Origin of the sequence: Lewinella sp. 4G2 (assembly GCF_001625015.1) — a bacterium.
Classification (GTDB): Bacteria; Bacteroidota; Bacteroidia; order Chitinophagales; family Saprospiraceae; genus Neolewinella.
Genome location: NZ_LVWJ02000014.1, coordinates 2,029,591 through 2,052,135, shown reverse-complemented (window position 1 = coordinate 2,052,135; position 22,545 = coordinate 2,029,591). Strand labels below are relative to the sequence as shown.

Below are 22,545 nucleotides of genomic sequence, written 5' to 3'. Positions count from 1 at the left end.
AGTCGTCGGACGATGCCAAAAAAATTGCAGCGCAATTTCCCTGGTGAATCGTCCGACGACTGGGGGGGTAAGGATTCAAACTCAAGGTGCAACCAGAAGAGGCTTTGAATTCTGGTGCTAGTGAATAGGTAACTACTGTCGTTAAGTCGTCGGACGATGCCAAGAAAATTGCGTGGCAATTTTCCTGGTGAATCGTCCGACGACGGGGGAGTCTAGGTCGTCGGACGATTCACTGGTGATTTTGCAGCGCAAAATTGCCAGCATCGTCCGACGACTGGGGGGATTAAGAACTAAAACTCAAGGTGCAACCAGGGGAGGTTTTGAATTCTGGAGCGGGTGGACAGGTAACTACAATCGTTAAGTCGTCGGACGATGCCAAGAAAATTGCGGTGCAATTTCCCTGGTGAATCGTCCGACGACGGGGGCTACCCTTCCAGTACCGCCTTCAATTCATTCAACTTCATCATGCATTCGATGGGGGTCATGGAATTGAGGTTGACTTCTTCGAGCATGGCTTTTAGTTTGCCGGCCGTCGGGTCCACCGTTTCGAAGATACTGAGTTGGGGGGCGGGTTGGGAGAAGTTTTGGGTCTGTACTTTTGGTGTAGCCGGTCCGTTGCGCGTTTCCTTTTTTTCCGCACCTGCGGCAGCGCCCGCATTATCCGTACCCAAATGATCGGCGTCGATGTGTTGGCTTTCTAATTGGGCCAGGATATCGGTGGCGCGGTGGACGATCTCCTTCGGCATACCCGCCATCTGGGCGACGTGGATACCGAAACTGTGGTTGCTACCACCCTTGATGAGCTTACGTAAAAAAATGATTTTCCCCGCGTGTTCCTTGATGGCGATGGAATGATTTTTAATCCGCGGCAGTCGGTCGGCTAATTCATTTAATTCGTGGTAATGGGTCGCAAATAAAGTCTTGGGGCGGGCGCGGCCGTTGCTGTGTAAATATTCGGCAATGGCCCAGGCGATGGATATACCATCAAAAGTGGACGTACCCCGGCCAATTTCATCCAATAGAATTAAACTACGGTCAGTAATATTATTCATGATACTGGCCGTCTCGTTCATTTCGACCATAAAGGTGGATTCGCCCGACGAGATATTGTCGCTCGCCCCAACGCGGGTGAATACCCGGTCGACCAATCCGAGGCGCGCGGATTTGGCCGGCACGAAACTGCCCATTTGCGCCATTAAACTGATGAGCGCCGTTTGGCGGAGGAGGGCGGATTTACCGGACATATTGGGCCCGGTGATCATGATGATCTGCTGGTCCTCCGTATCGAGTTTAACGTCGTTAGGTACGAACTGCTCCCCCACCCCGAGTTGCTTTTCGATGACGGGGTGGCGGCCCTGTTCGATCTCGATATCCTGGGTATCGTCGAGCATCGGACGGCAGTAGCGGTTGCGGTTAGCGAGTTTGGCGAAACTCAGTAGGCAATCGAGCCGGGCGAGCTGGGCGGCGTTGCGCTGGACGGGGCCGATGTACTGCTGGAGCCAGACGATGAGCTCTTCGAAGAGCTGTTCCTCACGCTCGACGATCTTGGATTCGGCGTTGAGGATCTTGTCCTCCAACTCCTTGAGTTCTTCGGTGATGTAGCGCTCGGCGTTGGTGAGGGTTTGCTTGCGTGTCCACTCAGGCGGGGCGTCGTTCTTGTGTTTGTTGGTGACCTCCAGGTAGTAGCCGAAAACGTTGTTGAAGCCGATCTTTAGGTTGGTGATGCCCGTCCGCTCCGCTTCCCGTTGCTGGATGGCGGCGAGGCGGCCCTTGCCATTGCGGGTGATGTCGCGGTAGTCGTCCAGTTCGGCGTCGTAGCCATCGGCGATCACGCCCCCCTTATTCAGGTTGACGGCGGGGCTCTCCTTGACCTGTTGCTCGATGGCTTCGCAGACGGCGGGGAGGGCGTCAAGCTTATCAGCGATCTCTTCCAGCAGGACGTTGCCAGAGCCGGCGATCAGTTCCTTGATCGGTTCGATGGAGCAGAGGGCGAGCGACAGCGCCCGAACCTCCCGCGGGTTCACCCGGCCGAGGGGCACCTTGGAGATGAGGCGTTCGAGGTCGCCCATTCGTTGGAGGGCCGCGTCGAGGTCCTGCAGCAATACCGGGTCGGCCACGAAGGCGCTGACTACTGAATGGCGGTCGCGGATGGCCTTCCCGTCCAACAACGGCAGGACGACCCACTTGCGTATCAGCCGCCCACCCATGGGGGTGACGGTGTGGTCCATTACCTGGACGAGGGGCACGCCGCCGTCGTGGGGGCTGTGCAGTAGCTCAAGGTTGCGGATGGTGAAGCGGTCTAGCCACACGTACCGGTCGTTGGCCAGGCGGCTGATCCGGGTGATGTGCTGGAGGTTTTTATTCTGGTTGGTATCCAGGTAATGGAGGATGCCCCCGGCGGCGATCTGGGCCTGAACCATGCCGTCGATGCCAAATCCCTTTAGCGTAAGGGCGTTGAATTGCTTGAGAAGCTTTTCCTGGGTGTAGTCCTCGGTAAAGATCCACTCGTCGCGGGTGGTGAGGTAGAAGCGGTCGCCGAAGCGCTCGGGGAAGTCCTTTTTGTGTTCCTTGCTGATGAGGATCTCCTTGGGGGAGAAGCTCTGGAGGAGCTTATCGACGTAGTCTGCCGCTCCTTCGGCGACGAGGAATTCGCCGGTGGAGATATCGAGGAGGGCCAGCCCGAAGAGTTCCCGTTTTCCGCCGCGGTAGGCGACGCAGGCCAGGAAGTTATTGACCTTGTTTTCGAGTAGTTTATCGTTGGTGGCGATGCCTGGCGTAATGATCTCCGTCACGCCCCTTTTGACGAGTTCTCCCTTCACCGGTTTGGTGAGTTGTTCGCAGATCGCGACGCGGTAGCCGGCCTTGATGAGGCGGGGCAGGTAGGTTTCCAAACTGTGGTAGGGGAATCCGGCTAATTCGACGTCGGAACCCCCGTTATTCCTACTCGTTTGGTGGATGCCGAGGGTGGTGGCGGCGCGGATGGCGTCCTCCCCGAAAGTCTCGTAAAAATCACCTACCCGCATGAGCATGAGCGCGTCGGGGTGCTTGGCTTTGGCAGCGTTGTACTGCACCATCAGCGGGGTGGTTTTGTTGGATTTTTTCTTGGTTTTGGCCATGTGGCGAAGGTAGGGAAATGGGAGAGAATTTCGGGGGCGCGTTCCAGGCCTACGGCATCAATTTCGCAGGAGTTGGAGAGGTTGGGGAGGCCTGCGGCACTTGTTTCGCAGGAGAGGTAGAGAGTGAGAGATAGAGAGTCTGGTTAATTTTTTTTGTGCGGATTGCCAATTTTCGCGATATATTTTTTGCTTCGCAGTACTTCGTGCACGCAGGAGTCGGAGAGGTTGGGGAGGCCTGCGGCGCTTGTTTCGCAGGAGAGGTAGAGAATGGGAGATAAAGAGGTTAAACCACTTATCACAACCCGCCCCGAAGGGCCGACTTGCGTAGCGGTGGCACACCGTCAGGTGGCCCACTCTACTCGGTGCCTCCGGCGGTTCCTGGGGAGGAAGAAGAGGATTTTGAGTATCTGAGGTCTACTGCTTGGCTTCAGTCTTTCGGCAGATTTAATGATTGCTGGCGCAATTATTTCGCAGGAGTCGGAGAGGTTGGGGAGGCCTGCGACGCTTGTTTCGCAGGAGAGGTAGAGAATGGGAGATAAAGAGGTTAAACCACTTATCTCAACCCGCCCCGAAGGGCCGGCTTGCGTAGCGGTGGCACACCGTCAGGTGGCCCACTCTACGAGTTAGACCGGAACGACCTTACCTCGGGTTTTCGTCACCCCTAGTCGCCCCAATGACAACCAACCACCCCAATTTTTCCGTACCTACCGTATGCATTCCAGCCTTCCCCAGCATCCCTAAGCGACACCACCCAGTTTATGAAGCTACGTCTACCCGTATTCCTGTTGTTCCTTTTCCTATTTTTTGGCACCCGCGCCAGCGCCCAACGCGCGCCGGGGGTGGACACGACCTTTCTGTTTCCGGAACGGACGGAGCGGATCTACGCCATCTCCGCGAAACTGGCCCGACAGCTGGTGCTTGGGGAATTGCCTGACAACGAGCTCCCCGAATTAGATGCGCCGCTGCCACCGGGCGCTCTCCGGGATACCCTACGGCCCGGGCACTACCTGCGTGCGGCGATATACGGTACGGAAGTGGATTACCAGTATTTCGATACGTATGCGCACACCGTGCAAGTGGACGGCGTGAAGGGCAAATTTGAAGCGCGGATATTTGACAAAAATGGAAAGAATCGCGCCGACGCTACGGTGCTGGCCGATGATAAACGCGTGCGATACGATAAGAAGCGGCAAGCTTACGTGCGGCGGGACTGGCACATTGATTTACTGACCGTAGTGGTGGACACCGATACGTTGCTATACCGAATTACGGAAGATATCGACAAAACCAAGGTCGGGTGGTTGCTCCGCCGCGCCCGCTACAGCCTGCCGGGGCGGACGATCGCCTACCCTTACGTGATCGGGCGACGGACGTATAAATACGTGCAACACGGTTTTCGTTGGGGACAGTGGCGGATTCATAACTACCCACTTAAGCGGTACATCTACCCGATTATAAATCCCCGCAATGCCATTGGCTACGTCACCACCAGCCAGCCGAAGTACCGGCCGGGGGATACCCTGCGGGTGAGTGCCTACGTGGCCTCGCCGAAGGGCCGGCCGCTGGGGGCAGATTCGCTGGAAATGGTAATTCGGAAACAGGGGTCTTACGCGCCCGTGTTAATCAAAAATATTCCCCGTTCGGAGAAGGGGCGGTATACCTACGCCGGGCCCATCGACCCCAACTGGACGTTGGACAAACGCTACACCATTTCTTTCGATCGGGAGGGTTTTATGAAGCGGGACGTCAACGCCGAGATCAGTTTTCAGCTGGAAGATTACGAGTTGGCGGAGTACGAACTGACGGCGGAGGCCTCCGAGGAAACCCGTTTCCCCAACTCCGCGTACGTGGACGTGGTGGCCGAGGACGTCAATGGCCTCGCCCTGCCGGACGCCGAGCTCAGCCTGACCCTTTATTTGGATAAGTTTACGGCTGCGGTGGATACGGCGGGAAGTATTTCCTTGCCGGATAGTTTGATCACCATTACGCAACCGACGGATAACCGGCGGGAACACCGGCTGGTCCTGCCCGACAGCCTCTTTCCCGTAGGCTATGCATTGTCTGTTTTGGCGGAAGTGCAACTAACCGGCCCTTCCGGCGAATACCAGGAGCAAAGTTTGGAGATGACGATTGACCGGCGCTACGCCCAAGTCGCCACCATCAACGTGGCGGCGGATTCGCTGAAAATTCAGTTGCGTGGCCGGGGGGAACCCGCCGCTACGAGTGGGGAATTACTGAGGATATCGCCGCGTTTGGATACTGTGCGGGAGGTGGTTACGCTGCCTTACTCGGAGACCATTAACCATTTCTTATATAAATATGAATTTCAATTTGGAGATCAAATTGTTAGCCAGGATTTATCCGAACTGCGACCCGCAACAAGTTCACCAGCGGCCTGGTCAAGAGATACAATAAAAATACATATCCCCAACCCTCATAATCAGCCACGGAGTAATTGGCAACTGATAAGTGGGCAAGGGGTAAAGAACGAATTGTACATGTGGGATGGAGATATGAAGCACCAACGTTTCTCCGGCTTTCCACCCGGCAAAACCTACACCCTCCAATACCAGTACCTCGCCGGGGGCGTCTGGCGAACGGCCTCCTTCACAACTACCTCTCCGCGCTACGACTGGGAAACCGAACACCCCAACGTACTGAACCTGGAGATGGAGCAACCGGAGGAAGTCCGCCCCGGCGAGACCGTGCGGGTGGCGGTGAAAGCGACGGACCACAAGGGGCGACCGGCCCAAAACGTGCGCCTCAGCGCGGGCACCTACAACGCGCGTTTTGAAGATTCTCCGGTTACTTTACCTACTTATATCAAAAAAAGAAAGCGGCAGCGGCGCCGGCAAAAGTATGCGTTGGCGACCTATAAGCGTAAATTCACCGGGACCGCCTCAAGGTGGCTTCTCGAGAATGCTGGAATCGATACGGCCGCCGTTTACCGCCTCCGCTACCCTACGCCGGAGTGGACGTTGCGACGCTCCATTGATACCCTTTTGCCGGACAGTGCGGCCATCGCCCATTTTGCGCCATTTATTATGGAGAAAAGCGCACCTATCGCCATCCGCACCGTTTACGCTGACGATCGGCTCGTGTATTGGTACCACCCGAATATCACCACCCCTTATTCCATTCCTTTGAATACGGGCTGGCACGATATCGTCCTCCGCACGGATGAGGCGCGGTATGCCAAAAAACTCCATTTCAATGCTGGCGAGCAACTCGTTTTAAGTTTCGAGCGGGCGCTGCACGCAGGTGCCGGGTGGAAGAAAGATGCGATGCCGGAGTGGGAAGAGGGGGAGATTGAGGAATTGTGGAAGCGGGTTTTTGCGGTGACCAAAATGGAAACTACGGCCGTTTACAACTACCGCACCAAGAGAAATGAAATGTTCCAATCCGGGACGGGCCACCACTATCAAGCCCATTCTCCACTCGGCTTAGCTACTTATTCTGACCTAATTGAATTTCACTTTCCCTACGGTGGAAAGGCGAATGTCCCCTTTGAGCCAAAAGCTGTATATAAGGTCAGAATGGATCGTGATCGTCTCTATTCACTTGAAAAAGAGGAGGTTGCACGAATGCAACGCCAAGTTGTAAGGAATGCCATCCAATCTCCCGGACTTCCGAGATATGCCTTACCAACTCCAATCTTACCCAAAAGCGGAATTGCACCGCTGAGTACGAAGAATTTACCTAAGCTTACTCCTGCGATGGAGAAGTCGCGCATTCAACTGCTCAATCTACCGGATACAATCAGTGAGATAGTTATTGCTCCGACCTATCAAAACACGCTGTACAAGTTCGAAGGCAGCAAGATAAATACGCTGCTACCCGGCAGTTACTTCTTAATATTTAAAAATCAAAATGGCAACCTGTACGCTACTACAATTACTACCCGGCCAAATCAACTGCTATTAGTTGATTTCAATAAAGTCGGCCTTGATATATATATCCCGCCACTACCCTCCGAAAATTTAGAAAGCAAGCACGTCCCTGGTGATACACTGACCGAGCAGACGCAAACCTTTATTGATTTACCTGACGACTTTGATGGTGCGGAAGTTAGTGGTTACGTAATCAATGAAGATGGGATACCACTAATTGGAGTTACTCTTCTTGTTGACGGAACAACGCGTGGCACCGTTACCGACCTGGATGGAAAATTTAGCTTAGATCTGCCAGCAAAGCGACACATTATTCTAGTCAGCTATCTCGGCTATAAATCGACGGAGATTGACGTAAGGCAGATCTATTCCAATTCGGATGAAATCCTCATCACATTGGAAGCGGACTGGGCTAATCTTGAGGAAGTGGTTGTGGTAGGATACGGCACCACACTGAAAAGGGATATAACGGGTTCAATTGTTACTATCGCCAGCAAAGCTGCCGGCGTTAAAATTATTGAATCTGGCAACATCAATATCCGAGGTTCCCGCACCAACACCACGACTTATTACGTCGACGGTGTAAAGGTAGATGAAGCACCAAATATCCTCATCCGCGGCGCCACCAGCCTACCCGCCGAAGGGCTCCCTGTTTTCATCGACGGCATCGCCCAGGAGCTACCCGTCGATTTTGCCGCCATAAAGGGCATCGTCGAACTCAACGTAGAGAACGGGACGGTTTACATCACCACCAACAACCCCGCCAACCTACTCCCTCCCGCAGACGCAGAGCCCGACGTGCGGGAGTCTTTTGCGGACCTGGCCGCCTTCATTCCTCACCTCGCTACCGATAGCCGGGGTGAAGCGGCTTTTGACGTGACCTTTCCCGACGACATCACTGCCTGGCAAACCTACGCCGTGGGGCAGGACCGGCGGCGTCGGATAGGTTTCACCCGTAAGCGGACCAAATCCTTTCTCCCCCTCCAGGCTCAATTGTACCTCCCCCGGTTTTTGGTACAAGGGGACGAGAGTGAAGCCCGTGCGCTGGCCATCAACCGGACGGGGAGCGACCGAACGGTGCGTCTGGCCTTTAGTGGGGATAACATTGAGCGATCACGGCTCGACACCGTACTCCAAACTTCCATCGCCAAAACGTTCCCCATTCGTGCGGGGGAGACGACGGATAGTTTGCGTTACCAATTTTCGCTGGTGGCCTCCCCTACCCCCGCACCCGGCACCCGCGGCAGCGCCCAAAACCAAACGCCAACCAGCGACGGTGAGCAACGCGATATCCGGGTGTACCCACGGGGTACCGAGATGGTCGCGGGAGAACGCTTTATGCTTGGAAAAGAAGGCCTCCGCATTCCGGAAAACTACACCCAAGCCGGTCGCGGAAACCTCCAACTGACCATCGTCGGTAACCGGCTCGAACAACTGCTGGGCGACCTGGAGTACATCACCGACTATCCCTACGCCTGCGCTGAACAGACCGCCAGCCGTCTGCTGGGTCTCCTCGCGCTGCGGGATATTCGCCTGGCCGAGGGCAAAGCCTTTAACCGGGATCGCGACGTCCGGAAAATGATCAAACACCTGGAAAAACTACAGCAGCCAGATGGTGGATTCGGGTGGTGGGCAAACTCTACTTTCTCCACCGTCTGGATCACCCGCCACGCCTACCGAGCGCTGAGTGCGGCGGAGAAAAGTTACCCGGTGGCCCATCTGGAACCCGTTCGCCGCTACCTTTTTTCCGAGCTGCCAACCATGCGGCCGAACGACCGTCTCCAAACCCACCTCGTACTTGCCGAAAATGGCCGCCCGCCAACCCAAGCCGAAATGGCGACGGTGGACACGATTACCATTAAAACCGATTTCCAGCTCCTCGCCGTCAGCCGTCTCCACCAATTACGCGGGGATACGGTGGACGTCACCAGAATCCTGGACAGCGCCTCTACCCACCAACTGCAGGGCCGGTATTGGGGCGAGCGCGGCCGCTTTTTCTACCGCGCACCGCTCGATAACCGCCTGAACGCCACACTGCTGGCTCACCGCATCCTGCGCAAGACCGGCGCTACTGAGGCCGCCGACGAAGCCGTGAATTACCTCCTCGGCCAGACGCCTAACGGGAACCGCCCCGGCAGCACCCCGTTATTAGGGACGAATACCCTAGAATCCGCCCGCCTGGTGGCTGATCTCCTACCGGACCTGATCGAGGAAAGTGAAACCCTGCGGCCGCCTACGGTTACCGTGCGCCATTCGGGCACGAGTGAGGTGGTGCGGGAGTTTCCCTACGTCGCTTCCTTCTCGCCGGACGCCGCTCGTTCCCTCGAGCTGAGTCGCGACGGTGCCGGACCCATCCCCGGCGCCTTCTACCAACGCTACTTCGAGCGGGAGGCCAAACCCACCGACAACGGTTACGCCATCTCGACCCAACTCACTGACGCGCGCGGCCGCCCGCTGGATGCGCTAACCAAAGGCCAGACTGCCTATCTGCAAGTAACCGTCACCGCAAAAAAGGATGGGGAATACGTCCTCATCGAAGCCCCCATCCCCGCCGGTTGCAGCTACGCGGACCGGATGGAGGCGAAGGGTAGTTACGCCGTCCACCGCGAATATCGCCGCGACCGGGTGGCCATCTTCTGCGACCGGTTGCCGGCGGGGGAATACACGTACAAAATTGCGTTGGCGCCGCGGTTCAGGGGGGCGTATACGCTGAACCCGGCGCGGGTGGAGTTGCAGTATTTGCCGGTGGTGAATGGGAATGGGGGGATTTTGTCGGTACCGGTGCGGTAGGTGCCTGCGGGGGGGGGCTTGCCTCGGGCGGTTCTGCTTGCCTCCGGCGGTTTCAAGGGAGAGAGAAGAGGAGGTGGAGTTTCTGAGGATTTTGGTTTGGTTCTAATATTTTCTGAGTTTCTGAGGTTTGCGATATCTATTTCGCAGGAGCCGGAGAGGTTGGGGAGGCCTGCGGCGCTACGTAACTGCCCGCCCCGAAGGGCCGGCTTGCGTAGCAGTGGCACACCGTCAGGTGGCCCACTCTACCCCGCCGGTGGCCGAGTCTTTCGGATAATCTGTTTTGCCTCCGGCGGTTTCCTAGGGAGAAAGAAGAGTTTGTAGAGTTGCTGAGGATTTTGGCTTGGTTTTAATATTTCCTGAGTTCTTGAATTTTGCGATATCTATTTCGCAGGAGTCGGGGAGGTTGGGGAAGCCTGCGGCGCTTGTTTCGCAGGAGAGGTAGAGAGTGGGAGATAAAGAGTTAAAATTACTCGTCACATCCCGCCCCGAAGGGCCGGCTTGCGTAGCGGTGGCACACCGTCAGGTGGCCCACTCTACCCCGGATCCGGGTTTTCGTTAAATTTATCAAGTATTCATGATCCTCACTCTATCACCAAAATATTCCAAAGTCTAAAATCTAAAATCCAACGTCCAAAATCTAAAATCTAAAATCCAACCTCCAAAAAACCCCTACCTTCCAAACCCAACCCACACACCATGCCAACCTACCAAATCCCCTCCGAAACCGGGCCGCTCTCCCTGCGTAAATCAACCCGGCTGGTGGGCTTAAAGAAAACCAACGAAAACGCGGAGGTTAAGGCCGTCAACGCGCACGTAATTCCTAATTTGGGTGGGTTTGAAGTGGTGACCCTGAGCGGGGAGGAAGACATCGATAAGGCCCTCGACGTAGCCCGGGAGGAGGACGCCGTGGCCGTCGGCACCCACATCTATTTTGCGGAGGGGGACAACCGGCCCGTGGTGCCCACCGGCGTGCTGTACGTAGAGATGGCCGAAGGGGTTGGTACCGAGGAGCGGTCCGTGATTTTCGACGCCTTTGCGCTGGAAATCCTGGAGGAGCGGGAGGATGGCACCATCGTCTGCCAGGTCACGCCAAAGAGCCCGAATCCGTTGCGGGTGGCCAGCCAGCTTTCCCAGCTGAGTATGGTGCACCACGCTTACCCCGATCTGGACGTGCCCCTCGATCAATACTTCGCCGAGCCACGTGATGGTTTACTCCCCCAGGCCTGGCACCTCGAAAACCAGGGGAGCCTGCGGGGCGTGCCCAACTTCCCCCTCAAGCAGGGGGCCGACGCACGGGTGAAGGCCGCCTGGCGCCTACTCGGCAACCTCGGCGATCCGAACATCACCGTGGCGGTGATCGACAATGGTTTTGATCTCGCCCACCCGGATCTGCGGGGCAAGGCCGTCGCGCCACTCAACATCTCCAGCAATTCCAATCAGTTACCCACCGGCTCGCGGTTTGGGGACCACGCTACGCCCTGCTCCACCGTTGCCGTCGCGGCGGCGAACGGTACAGGTCTGGTCGGGGTGGCACCCCTCGCCCGCTTGATGCCACTCCACGGACTCACCTACTCAAAATTCCTGACGGAGCGCATGTTTAGCCACTGCATTCGCAACGGGGCGGACGTGATCAGTTGTAGTTGGGGGACGATCGACGCGCGTTACCGGCCGGATTCGGAGCACGCGCGGTCCGTTCGCAAGGCCGTCACCCAGGGCCGCGGGGGGAAGGGCTGCGTCGTCGTTTTCGCGGCTGGTAATGAGGGGCGGGATACCGTTAATTACTACGCCACCCTCCCCGGCGTCATCGCAGTGGGGGCGAGTACGAGTTCGGATACCCACGCCAGTTATTCCAACCGGGGGCAAGGTCTCAGCGTCGTCGCACCGTCAGATGGCGGGTGGCCCATCATCGCCGGGCGGGCGAGTTGGGATGCGGGCAATACCCGGCAATCCGGCGCGCGGCGGTACTACGTGGACGGCCTCGACCGGGGCGTTAACTACAAACACTTTGGGGGCACGAGCGCGGCCACGCCCCTCGTCGCCGGCATCTGCGCCCTCATGTTGTCCGCCAATCCTCAGCTTACCAGCGTGCAGGTAAAGTCCATTCTTGAAGCCACGGCGGATAAGATTGGGAACCGTTGGGAGTACGACGCGCGGGGTTACTCCACCAAGTTTGGTTACGGCCGCGTCAATGCGGAACGAGCCGTTACCGAAGCGTTGCGGCTGCGGAATTCCGGTGGAATCTCACAGCCAGCGCCTCCTGTTCCCACTCCCCCCGCACCCGCGCGAGCGCCCAACTCGTCCCGCATTGAATCGGGGCCAGCGCCCAAACCTACGCCGGCCCCGGCACGCCCTACCACGCCCATCCGCATTGGCAATGGTACCGGTTTGTACCGCTTCAGCGTGCGCAACCAGGCGAAGACGGGTTACGGCCTCCAGATGAGCGTCCTGGCCGAGCTAGCCAACGTGTTGCGGGAGGTGGAAAGCGCCGAAAAACAGTACGGCTTGCCCGTCATGGTCAGCATCAGCGAAGTAAATGGGCGAACGGCTTTCCGCATTTTGCTTGGCCCCTTCGCGACGCGGGCGGAAGGTATTCGGGCGCGGACGCGGGTGCAAAGCGTAAGTGGACGGGAGCCGTGGCTAAGGAGCCTCAGCAGTCTTTAGAACAGCGCGGAGAATTAAGAGCTTGTTCGGATTTTTGCTTCCTGAGAAACAAGCATTTACGGACCTGGCGTTATCAAAAATTACTTACTTAGCCCGCTAGGTGCGTAATTTTTGATTTAGCCAGAACCATAAATCATTGCTTCTCAGTTCTCAAAAATCCCAAACAAGCTCTTAGTACAACAACCAGATCAGCAGGATAATGATGCCGATGGAGAGCAAACCGATGACGCGGTACTGATCCCGCTTCTCCTCCTCCGCCCGGTGCTGTTTGCGCTTCTCGTTGAGGGGTGTGGCGGCGTCCCGGTTGATGCGGCAGTCGTAAGTATACTGGTCCGGGCCGGCCGTTTCGATGGCGACTTCGCAGAGTTCCTGGTCGAGGAAAACGGAATATGTCTTGGCTTCCTCCACGCTGAAATCGACGGCCACCACCTTGTCGTTGCAGTGCACGACGACGTGGCGGTCCTTATCCCCGTGGAAGAGGCCGATGCGGTAAATGATCCCGTTTACTCCGTTGATGCTCCAGGAAAGTTGTGGCATGCTGACGTACGACTCAAAAGGTGGGGAAATAACTGTAATTCAATATCCACCAATAAATAAAAGGCCTAAATCGATAGGCCGACGACGTACGCGCGACCCACCGCAAATTCAATGGGAAAATATAGAATATTGTTGTTCACCACCAAATTTTAACGGCTGGTCCTTAATCGCTACGAAAACAGTGCCTCCGGCTCGCGCAGCCCGGCCCAACTGCCCTCGAGTTCCAGGACGGCAAAGCGGGTGAACATCTCCTCCTTATACCACTGCCGCTCGCGGGTGAGTTTGACGACCTCCTTGTGGTGGTCGCTGCGGTAAGCAAAGGCCTGCATGGCTTTACCTGTCTTCCAGAGGCTGAAGGTGGCCTGCATGAAGATCGGGTACTCCCCCACCCCGATGCTGAGCAGCCGCTCCGGATGGTCGTACACCGAGGCGGAGGTCTTCGGTACGTAGCGCCAGAAATCGGGCAATTTACTCGGGTGAATGGTCGCCCGGGTGATGACCGCCACCGGCGCGGAGGGGTCGTAGGCGTCACGGTCGGCCACGAAGGGGTTGCCGCCGCCCCATTCCCCGTGGGTCATGGTGGGGAGAAGGTGGACTGTCAGGCTTTCCTGGCACCGTTTGCGGGCTTCGACGTACCATGCGTTGCCGCCAAAGAAGTCATCCGCTGCCGCCCGGCTTTCCCAGTGGCCGAGCCAGGCGTAGACGCCCCAGTTGGGGGATACGCTGAAGCCGTTGCCACCGCCGCTCCCCATCAGCCGGCCGAATTGCAGTCCCGGCGTGGTGGCCAACTGAGCGGGTGCCAGGCCCATCTGGCTGAGGGCCCAGAAGCGGTTCCGGAGGCCGGCGTAGTTGAAAAGGGTGAGGGTCGTGTGCAAGCGGCGTATTGGTCTGGGGCGGGTAAATTTACGGCGGAGGCGCCGGGGAAGGTTTTCAGCGGGGACCGTGGCTAACATTTACCGGTTTTTTGTCGTTCCTTTGGCGTAAGCAGCTTTACTATGGCCGATCAGATGCAAAAAGATGGAAAGTTCGAATACCTGGAGACGGGTGGTTCGGGCCCGCCCCTCGTCTTGCTCCACGGGCTTTTCGGGGGCCTCTCCAACTTCGGGGCCCAGATCGAGCACTTCCGAGACCGCTTCAACGTCGTCGTACCCACCCTGCCCATTATGACGCTGCCCCTACGTAAGGTATCCCTCGCCGGCCTGGTAGCCCACCTTCACGATTTTGTGGAGCACAAGGGTTGGGAGCAGATCCACATCATGGGCAACAGCCTGGGCGGCCACGTGGCCATCCTGTACGCGCTGGACCACCCCGAAAAGATCGCTTCCATCATTCTGTCGGGCAGCTCCGGCCTCTTCGAGAGCGCCATGGGCAACAGCCTGCCACCGCGAAAGAACTACGAGTTCATCAAGAAGAAAACGGAGAGCACTTTTTACGACCCCGCCGTTTCCAGTAAGGAACTGGTCGACGAAGTCTTTTCTACGGTCAACGACCGCAACAAGGGCATCCGCATCATCATGACGGCCAAATCCGCCGTTCGCCACAACCTGGCGCATAAGTTGGATGGCATCAAGGCCCCTACCCTCCTCGTATGGGGTAATCAGGATACCATCACCCCACCCTTCGTGGGGGAACAGTTCCAGGAACTGATCGAGAACTCTGAGCTGCACTTCATCGATAAGTGCGCCCACGCGCCGATGATGGAAGTGCCGGGCGAATTCAACGCGTACATGGACGACTTCCTGACGCGGGTGATGGAGGAGCGGCCGGTGGTGGCTTAGGGCTATCAGCCAATTAAATTATTCAGCTTAAAAATACTGGCCAAAGCCTACCACTACCCCGTTCGCGCGGCGGTCGGTCACGTCGACGCCGTAGTCGATGCGGAGGACGGCGTTGTGGGCCTTCAGGCTGATGAGGCGAACGCCGGCACCAAGGAAATGGCGGACGGATTCCCGTTCCCAGAGGTCGGCCAGTTCGCCGCCGGGGGAGCGCCAGGTACCAAGGTCAGAAAAGCCGACGAGTTGGGCGGCGAAGCGTTCCCTACGGTCGCGCCACACGGAGTAGCGGTACTCCAGGTTAAGGACGAGTTGGGCCGTGCCCCGGTCGATCCGGTTGCCGCTGCCACGGATGTTAAACTGGCTATCCAGCACGAACGGAGCGAAGGGAGATTCGTTGTTGCTGCTGAGGCCCGTCCGCAGCCGCAGGGCGAGGTTGGAGCGGTTGCCCAGCAATTGGAAGTACCGAAAATCGTGCCAGGCGATCAGGAAGTTGTCGTTGCCACCGACGGTGCGGACGGCCTGGACGTTGCTTTCGTGGTGGGTCCCTTCCAACCGTTCGGCGAAGCGGTCGGTCCGGTTGCGACTGTAACCCATTTTGACGAGATACTTCTGTAGACTCACAAAATCGGGGCCGGGTGTTTCCAGGTTGCCACTCTCAATTTTGCGGTACTTTTCCCGGAAGGTCGTCAGGCCGAAGGTGAGCGACTGGCCAATGGTTGGGGCGAAGCTGACGCCGGCTCCGAAACTCTGGTTGCTGTACCGGTAATCCACGGCCGCCTCCGGGAAGTAGACCGGTTCGACGGCGGCGTAGCGGCGGCTTTCGAGGCTGTAGCCCCAGCGGGAGCCGCGGTAATTTTGGTTGCGGAGTAATACCAGGTAATTGTGTTCCCCATCATTATTCTGGTAAAAGGCAGTTAATTCCTGCCCCCGCCCCCGGAAGTGTATGTCGTTAAATCCAACCTGGTAATAAGTATTCCCCCGCACGCCACCGATACTGAGGATGGGGAAGATCGTCCGGCTTTCCTCTACCGTCCAATTTACCAGGGTATCGGCGGTGCCGTCCTTATTTATTTTGATATCCAATTCCCAGCGCGCGTCGGTAAAAGCCGGCAGATTGACGAGCGTTTGCCGCATGGCATCCAACTGCTCGGTACCGGTATTTTTGGAGATATCCTGTAGTTCGTTTTGGTCCGTTAATTCGAGGTCGGTCCGGGCGGCGATATATTGCACCCGCGTCCGCGCCAGATTCGTAAAATCGTGCTGGATTTGGGCGCTGACGCAGGTGCCCAGCAAAAAGAGCAAGCAAAACAGGACGGGCCGTAACACGGGAAGGGGAATTTTGAGGTGAGGAGAAGTCCCGTTTACAAATTGAAGCGCAAACCAAGATTGACGGTGCTCGCATTACCATCGACGCTGCTCAGGAACTGGTTATCGAAGGCCGTGTACAGCAACTCTAACTCCAGATTAGGCGTAAACTGGTATTTCGCGCCGGCGCCCAACTGGTAGAAGTAATCGGGCTCCGACTGCCAGTACGGCGCGTAGCTGGCCAGACCGTAAATGGTGGCTTTCGGCGTGGGGAAGTAGCTGACGATACCGGTAAGGGGCGTGGAGAAGCGGTTGATGCGGCCGGCTTCCTTGGAACCGATGTCCTCCAGGTTGAAATCGACCTCGGCGAAGAAGCTGAAGTTATCACCAATCGGGAAGTCATTAAAGACCTGCGTGAACCAGGTGGGGCCGTCGAAGTCGACAAAGCGGCCACCGTTTTCGGCACCGGTCAGGTCATCACCGACGGGGATCCAAAAGGCAGATTGAATGGAGAAGTTGGGCAACTGATTGAAGGGCGCAATGCGCACCTTGGGGCCGATCGTCGCCACGGTCGTGCGGGAGTAATCGCCACCGGAACGCAGCACGTCGAAGTTGCTGGCCAGGCCCTCCTGGTCGTACCGCACCCGCCGCACCCGAACGTCGAGGCCCACGTTGATTCGATCAGAGACACCATAGATGGCCGACGTAAGGCTGGTAAAGAAAGAAGACCGCTCGTTGGCGGCCTCCTGACTGTAAAGGTTGTTGAAGATCTTGACCTCCACGCTGCCCTTCGGGATGGTGGAAGAGACGACGTAGCGCGAAGCGTTGTTGCCGCCGCCGCTGCTGGGCGTGGCGTCCGTGGCGGTCGGCGTTTCCACGGAAGCGCTGCCGGCGGGCTTGTTCAGCGACCAGTCGTACGGGTAGTAGGAAACGGTGGCGTTGGCGGCGATGGGTGCCTTGCGGTACTGATTGATCCAGTTGACGACATTGGTCTTGCTGCCCCCGAAGTCGGCCTTGTACCAATCAAAGATCTGGCTCAATTGCGCCGTCGACCCGCTGGTGCGGATGAAGGTAGCGTCGTTGAGTGCGGCCTTGGTTTGCTGATCCAGTTGCGCCTCCAGCTTACCAGCCGTGTAGGCGAAGTTGGTGATGGGCGGGCAACCGGTGGCCCCACAAACGAGGACGAAGTGCAGGCGGGCGTCGTTGTATTCCTTCAGTAAAAGCTCTTTTTCGAGCTGGTTCAGCGTCAACTTACGACCGCCGACGGTCTGCTTCTTGCCGTCGAAAAATCCGCTGACGTCCATCACTGATTTGAGCGGGTAATTTTCTAAAGCCTGATTGATGACGAGGATATTGTAAGCATTAATGAGGTAAGCCTTACGCTCGTTGCCAGATAAAGAGCTCAGATCGACGGCAGCAATTTTAGCGACCAGGGGATCGATAGCGCCGGAGCTTTTCAAACTGGCGTAATCAACACGTCCGGATTGAACGTGCTGCTTAAAGAGCGCATCCGCATCAGCAATAAATGATTGGGGGGCCGCCGCCGCACTAACTGAAGTAAAAGCGAAGAAGGCGAGTAAAAGGGGAAGAATTGATCTAAACATGAGTGGAGTATTTTATTTGTTTTCCAATACTCCAAAGTTGGGGGGATGGCTGCGTGGGGGGGTGATGGATTCTTCCTGGGGGGTTGGCGATTATTCCTTTTTGGAGACTTTATACGTTAGATTTTGGATTTTAGACGCGATGTGCCTTTACCTGCGGTCCAGACTGATCCCGCCAAATCACTGTGATCCCTCCGGTATCGAAAGTCTCTAATAGCCCTGAGTTGCTATCTTGCCAACCATGCCCAAATCAAAAAATACCACCCCAGAAATCCTGCGGCCCCACGCGGAAACGGCCTACGCCCACGAGCTGAAGGCCCTCGCTGCTCAGGACGAATTCGCCCGCCCAACGGGTTGGAACCTTTCGCCCCGCGCCGTCGTCACCTACCTGTTGGGGGATACCCTGGCGGACGGGACGGAGATCACCCCCAAGTACTTCGGGGAGCGGCGGATCATCGAGGTAGCCGTATCGAGTTTGGTAACGGACCGGGCCCTACTCCTCGTGGGCGTACCCGGCACGGCGAAGACCTGGGTATCAGAACACCTGGCGGCGGCGATCAGTGGGGATTCCAAATTACTGGTGCAGGGTACGGCGGGGATGAGCGAGGACGCCCTCCGCTACGGCTGGAACTACGCCCGCCTCCTCGCCGAAGGGCCGAGCGAGGCCGCCATGGTGCCGAGCCCGGTCATGGTAGGAATGCAGACGGGGAAGATCGTCCGCCTCGAAGAACTGACGCGGATACCGAGTGATGTGCAGGATGCGCTCATCACCATCCTGTCGGAAAAGCTACTCCCGGTGCCGGAGTTGAACCGGGAGGTGCAGGCCGTCCGCGGCTTCAACGTCATCGCTACGGCGAACGACCGAGATAAGGGCGTCAACGAATTATCGAGTGCCCTCCGGCGGCGCTTCAATACCGTCGTAATGCCCCTGCCGGCGACCCTGGAGGAAGAGGTAAGGATCGTCACCGACCGCAGCGGTGCCGCGGCGGCGGGTATGGAGTTGCCCCCCATCAAAAAAGACGTAGCGGACGAGATCACCCGCCTGGTGACCATCTTCCGCGAACTCCGCAACGGCCGCACGGAGGACGGGCGGACGCAGGTGAAGCAACCATCGTCCACTCTCTCTACGGCGGAGGCCATTTCGGTCGTGAACCAGTCTAGGGCGTTGAGCCACCACTTCGGTTCCGGCACCCTCGAAACGGAGCACCTGGCGGCGAGCCTCACTGGTGCCATCATAAAGGACCGGGAGCAGGACGCTCCGATTTGGCGGGAGTATTTGGAAGTGGTCGTCCGCCAGCGGAAGGGGTGGGAGGATTTGTGGGAGGTTTTGGGGTAGGGGTTTTGGATTTTAGACGTTAGATTTTAGATTTTAGACGGGGAGGATTGTGAAAGAAATTAGTTTTTCTACCCAAGCCGGACGCTCTCGGGACCTCCTGCGTCGGACGCCACGAGGACCTGATGAAATGGAAAAGTTGCTAACGCCTTACCTCCCTCCAAGGACCTCGTAGCGTGGTCAAAGCGCGCGCAGCCAGCTTTGAGCTCCTGCGGGCGTTTGGCCAGGCAAGTAATAATTCACCCAAGCCGGACGCTCGCGGGACCTCCTGCGTCGGACGCCACGAGGACCTGATGGAATGGAAAAGTTGCTAACGCCCTACCTCCCTCTAAAGACCTCGGAGCGTGATCAAAGCGCGCGCAGCAAGCTTTGAACTCCTGCGAGCGTCTGGCCAGGCAAGTAATTATTCACCAAGCCGGACGCTCGCGGGACCTCCTGCGTCGGACGCCACGAGGACCTGATGAAATAGAAAAGTTGCTAACGCCCTACCTCCCTCCAAGGACCTCGTAGCGTGGTCAAAGCGCGCGCAGCCAGCTTTGAGCTCCTGCGAGCGTCTGGCCAGGCAAGTAATTATTCACCCAAGCCGGACGCTCGCGGGACCTCCTGCGTCGGACGCCACGAGGACCTGATGAAATGGAAAAGTTTCTAACGCCTTACCTCCCTCCAAGGACCTCGTAGCGTGATCAAAGCGCGCGCAGCAAGCTTTGAACTCCTCCGAACGTCTGGCCGCCGCCCGTCTAAAATCTAACTTCTAATGTCTAGTGTCTCATCTAACCTACTCCTCAATCATAATCGGTGTATCGCCACCTGGGACGATCACCTTCGTATTGGGCGACTTCGCCAATTCGAGGTAGGCTTCGAGGGCTTTGAAGCGGAGGATCTCGGGGGTGAGGCCTTCGGCGATGATGAGTTGGGCGTCGCGGGTGCCCTCCGCCTGGATGCGTTGTTGTTCGGCTTGCTGGCGGGTTTGCTGGAGGACGAACTGCATGCGCAACGCTTCCTGTTCCGCTTCCAGTTTTTCCTCGATGGCGCGGGCTAGGTTTTCCGGTAATTGGATGGATTTAATGAGGACGGTTTCCAGCACGATGCCGCGCGGGGCCAGGTTTTTAGCCATTTGTTCGCGGATGGCCTCTTCGATGATGGCCCGCTCACCGGTGTGCATATCCTTGGCGAAATACCGGGCGGAGACGTCCGCCGCCGCCGACCGGAATACGGGTAGGATGACGGATTGCTCGTAGCGCGGTCCGATCTGCCGGAGCAGGTCCGTGGCCTTCGTCGGGTCGAGCGCGTAGAGGATGGAGATGGCCGCCCGGATGTTGAGGCCTTCCTTGGAGGGCAGGTGGAGCTCGACCTCCATGTTTTCCGTCCGCGTACTCACCTTACGAATGGTCGTCGTGAACGGGTTATAAAAGGCCACCCCCTGGTCAACGGGCCGCTCGCGGTATTTCCCCAATTTCCGTTTCACGCCCACCTGCCCCTCGCGAACGACGGTACAACTGGATAAAAAAGAAATAGTGAGAAGGAATAGGGTAAAATAGGTAAATCTTACTGGCATGGTGTATTGGGTTTTCACTAAAGTAAGCGGCGATCGTGCGTTTATTTTATGATTTTAATTCATTTAGGGGTTTGGTAACTCAGGGTGTTTTGGGAGTGTTAAGAGAACAAAGTGCTTACGGTTAATGGCTATTTACTATTTAATTATCGATATGAAAATAATTAGTTGGCGCTGCCGCAGGTGCGGGGGAAGTTTGCCCGGGCCACCTCTAGTGTATCGGACGGCGCACAGGCCGACGTACTTTGACCCTCCCATCAATGACCGGGCGGATGAGTGGATGGGAAGTAGTTCTAAATCGGTGGTTGCCCCCCTCCTCTAATCCACTTCTTCAGCGCACTAAGCCCTTTCGCAAAACAAACTTCCTAAACTTTCAGAAAAAATTGAAAGTTTGTGATTTCGCCCGTAGCTTTGCCGTGCAACCAATCGAAACGACCATGGCAAATACCTTTCTCTACGACGACGCCTGCCCCATGTGCAAAGGCTACACCAGTGTTTTCACGACCCTCAACTGGAGTAAGCGGAAGGGCTTCAGCACTCTCCGCCCCAAAGAGTGGCCTACCCTGGACATCGACCGAGGCCGCCACGAAATCCCCCTCCTCGACGAAGAGACGGGGGAAGTCCGGTACGGGCTGGATGCGATGACTACGGTTGTGGCAAGTGCGCTGCCCCTCCTGAAACCCCTACTGCGTCACCCCTATTTCCTTGCCGCCCTCAAGCCCTTGTACTGGCTCATCACGTACAACCGCCGGGTGATCGCCGGTACCAAACCACCGGCGACGGGCTTCGATTGCGCTCCGGACGTACACCTCGGTTGGCGGATGACTTACCTGGCACTTGTGCTGATGACCGTGTTGGCGCTGGGCCTCCCCACCCTCCCGCTGGCGATCGGCTTTGGGCTGTTTCTCACCACTGGGTTCTTCCTCCACCCAGAGCGGCTGGACTTCCTGGGCAACTTCGCTACGGTGGTGCTGGGTGCCACGCTGCTGGGTGCCATCCTACCGGATAGTTGGGGGATTGGAGCGGCCTACCTCTTCGCGGTTTGGGAGGGGTGGCGACGCTTTGGTGGCTAGGCAGTCAGGGCTAAGACTACCGCCTTAAAATTCATCGTTGCTCCGCAGGATCTCCTCAAAGGTCATGATGCCAGACTTGAAGAAAGCGTAATTGATCCCGCCCCAGGCGAGCCCCAGCAACAGGTGGATGGTTACCCACGAGCCGGTTTCGTGCATCAAACTGAGCAAAAAGCCAGCGATACCGTAGATCACTACGCACAGCGGAATCACGAAGAGTTCCTGCTTGTGGGTGTTGGGCTCGGCCTCCTCCATTTCTACCGCTTCCTTCCGCCGGCGGAACAAGCGCAGGGGTAACAACAGCAACTCCTTGATGAGCTCCAGAAATTCCCCCACCTGAAATATCAACCCGTAAATGAGGATGCACAGAAAGGGCAGCACGTAACTGGCCATTGTGGCCAGCCCCGTCGCTTCCGGCAAAAGCTGAGTAACGAGAAGGCTGGACGCCCAACTGAATGCCATCCACGTACCGGTGGCGATGAAGAAGTGTTTGAGGCTTTCGCGCATTGGTTCCTGGGTATACGGTGAGCTGCTTCCAATTAGCCACCTTGCTAAGGAAGGATCGTGAGGTCGAAGATAGTGTTGGCGGGGAGTTTTGGGTTTACGGAAACGGTGAGGGAATAGTAAAAATGCTTGTTATGGTAAGTCAGCCGAGGGAACAACGAAGACCCGGAGCGGGAGTAGAGTGGGCCACCTGACGGTGTGCCACCGCTACCCTGGCCGGCCCATTCGGGACGACATGTCACGCAGCGCCGCAGGCCTCTGATTCTCTTTTGCTCTACCTCTCTTGCGAACAAATCTCACGCAAGCAAGCGCCGCAGGCCTCCCCAACCTCTCCGACTCCTGCGAAACAAAAATGTTGGTATAAAATCTCAGTATCTCTATCTCCTCCTCTTTCTCCCCTGCAACCGCCGG

12 protein-coding genes are annotated in these 22,545 nt (G+C 57.2%); 5 read left to right on the top strand and 7 right to left on the bottom strand.

All coding sequences use genetic code 11. The features are described from left to right. Positions 1–425: 425 nt before the first annotated feature. Positions 426–3,116, bottom strand: coding sequence for a DNA mismatch repair protein MutS (gene mutS, locus A3850_RS08995; RefSeq protein WP_068215772.1), 2,691 nt, complete (start codon positions 3,114–3,116; stop codon positions 426–428). A gap of 758 nt (positions 3,117–3,874) precedes the next feature. Here mutS and A3850_RS08990 point away from each other — a divergent pair. Together A3850_RS08990 and A3850_RS08985 are read left to right on the top strand one after the other, a co-directional pair. Continuing rightward, positions 3,875–9,796, top strand: coding sequence for a carboxypeptidase-like regulatory domain-containing protein (locus A3850_RS08990; RefSeq protein ID WP_068215770.1), 5,922 nt, complete (start codon positions 3,875–3,877; stop codon positions 9,794–9,796). A 696-nt stretch (positions 9,797–10,492) separates the two neighbouring features. Then, a complete protein-coding gene (locus A3850_RS08985) occupies positions 10,493–12,457 on the top strand; it encodes a S8 family serine peptidase (protein WP_068215768.1) in 1,965 nt (654 codons plus the stop codon). A gap of 171 nt (positions 12,458–12,628) precedes the next feature. Here the strand turns inward: A3850_RS08985 and A3850_RS08980 are convergent, their stop codons facing one another. Together A3850_RS08980 and A3850_RS08975 are read right to left on the bottom strand one after the other, a co-directional pair. Beyond that, complete coding sequence (locus tag A3850_RS08980; protein ID WP_068215766.1) at positions 12,629–12,994, bottom strand: hypothetical protein; 366 nt, start codon at positions 12,992–12,994, stop codon at positions 12,629–12,631. Positions 12,995–13,164: 170 nt separating this feature from the next. Next, the gene (locus A3850_RS08975) at positions 13,165–13,947 is read right to left on the bottom strand and encodes a hypothetical protein (protein WP_231915301.1); all 783 of its coding nucleotides are present in this window, start codon (positions 13,945–13,947) and stop codon (positions 13,165–13,167) included. Positions 13,948–13,989: 42 nt separating this feature from the next. Between A3850_RS08975 and A3850_RS08970 the strand changes: the two genes are divergently transcribed. After that, on the top strand, positions 13,990–14,772 hold the full coding sequence (locus A3850_RS08970; RefSeq protein WP_068215763.1) for an alpha/beta fold hydrolase: 783 nt from the start codon (positions 13,990–13,992) through the stop codon (positions 14,770–14,772). Between the two features lie 27 nt (positions 14,773–14,799). On the opposite strand, the gene A3850_RS08965 is transcribed toward A3850_RS08970, so the two are convergent. Both A3850_RS08965 and A3850_RS08960 read right to left on the bottom strand, forming a co-directional pair. Next, complete coding sequence (locus A3850_RS08965) at positions 14,800–16,095, bottom strand: hypothetical protein (protein ID WP_157501007.1); 1,296 nt, start codon at positions 16,093–16,095, stop codon at positions 14,800–14,802. A gap of 35 nt (positions 16,096–16,130) precedes the next feature. Beyond that, a complete protein-coding gene (locus tag A3850_RS08960) occupies positions 16,131–17,678 on the bottom strand; it encodes a DUF547 domain-containing protein (protein ID WP_068215759.1) in 1,548 nt (515 codons plus the stop codon). Positions 17,679–17,916: 238 nt separating this feature from the next. Between A3850_RS08960 and A3850_RS08955 the strand changes: the two genes are divergently transcribed. Further along, positions 17,917–19,011, top strand: a complete 1,095-nt coding sequence (locus tag A3850_RS08955; protein ID WP_068215757.1) for an AAA family ATPase — start codon at positions 17,917–17,919, stop codon at positions 19,009–19,011. Positions 19,012–19,783: 772 nt separating this feature from the next. Here the strand turns inward: A3850_RS08955 and A3850_RS08950 are convergent. Next, on the bottom strand, positions 19,784–20,563 hold the full coding sequence (locus A3850_RS08950; protein WP_068215755.1) for a prohibitin family protein: 780 nt from the start codon (positions 20,561–20,563) through the stop codon (positions 19,784–19,786). A 434-nt stretch (positions 20,564–20,997) separates the two neighbouring features. Here A3850_RS08950 and A3850_RS08945 point away from each other — a divergent pair, with 434 nt between their 5' ends. Then, the gene (locus A3850_RS08945; protein WP_157501005.1) at positions 20,998–21,633 is read left to right on the top strand and encodes a DCC1-like thiol-disulfide oxidoreductase family protein; all 636 of its coding nucleotides are present in this window, start codon (positions 20,998–21,000) and stop codon (positions 21,631–21,633) included. A 24-nt stretch (positions 21,634–21,657) separates the two neighbouring features. Here the strand turns inward: A3850_RS08945 and A3850_RS08940 are convergent, their stop codons facing one another. Next, positions 21,658–22,137, bottom strand: coding sequence for a hypothetical protein (locus tag A3850_RS08940; RefSeq protein WP_068215752.1), 480 nt, complete (start codon positions 22,135–22,137; stop codon positions 21,658–21,660). Positions 22,138–22,545 lie beyond the last annotated feature (408 nt).